We start from the raw sequence: 604 nt of genomic DNA, 5'->3' as shown, positions 1-604 counted from the left end.
CTTTTAGGCGTGGCATATTGGTCGGATTGTTCATGGCCCGCGGATAGCCCAGTCAAGACAGACGAACAACTTGGCAATACCGCCTCGGGGTGATGGAGGCGCGAACGACCCTGAGCCTCCTTGGCGGCTACCAGCTGCGCCGGTCGCTGGTCATGGGTCAGCCGAGGCTTGAACTCATCGGCGCATCGGGCGCGGCGCTGCCCGGTCTAAAGGCCATTGGGTGTTTCACCGAGGTGATCCAATGGAAGACGCGGGTGTTCATCCCGGTGGACGACATCGACGTGTTGGCGCGTATCCTCACCGAGCATCCGGTTGGTGGCAGCGCCGCGGATGCCGCCGCATGAACGCGCGGCGCAGCATCGCAGACCTCTCGGTCGATCTGGCAGATCGGGCCGAGAGCTTCTGCCGCCAGTATTTCCCCGAAGGACGCAAGCAGGGCAACTATTGGCAGGTTGGCGACACCTCTGGCGCAAAGGGGCAGAGTCTCGCCATCCGCCTGCAAGCTCAAGGTGGGTGACCTGCCCCCCGAGGCTCCCTCGTTCATAACGAGAGTCTGCGGGTCTGGTTTTCATATTCTTCGGTTTTGGTTTGGGCAAGCGCGCCG

2 protein-coding genes are annotated in these 604 nt (G+C 62.4%); both read left to right on the top strand.

All coding sequences use genetic code 11. From position 1 onward, the window contains the following. Positions 1-152 precede the first annotated feature (152 nt). A complete protein-coding gene (locus tag ACR0AD_RS21155; protein WP_480489523.1) occupies positions 153-344 on the top strand; it encodes a hypothetical protein in 192 nt (63 codons plus the stop codon). Continuing rightward, complete coding sequence (locus ACR0AD_RS21150; protein ID WP_480489524.1) at positions 341-517, top strand: hypothetical protein; 177 nt, start codon at positions 341-343, stop codon at positions 515-517. Before ACR0AD_RS21155 ends, ACR0AD_RS21150 begins: the two co-directional genes overlap by 4 nt. Positions 518-604 lie beyond the last annotated feature (87 nt).

This window comes from Ruegeria sp. BH8, from assembly GCF_056538065.1.
The sequence above is the reverse complement of the archived record's forward strand: the minus strand, read 5'-3'. Positions and strand labels throughout refer to the sequence as shown.

Bases quoted from the DNA above. Each gene is read 5' to 3' on its own strand.
- ACR0AD_RS21155 (WP_480489523.1), top strand. From the start codon at position 153: ATGGGTCAGCCGAGGCTTGAACTCATCGGCGCATCGGGCGCGGCGCTG.
- ACR0AD_RS21150 (WP_480489524.1), top strand. From the start codon at position 341: ATGAACGCGCGGCGCAGCATCGCAGACCTCTCGGTCGATCTGGCAGAT.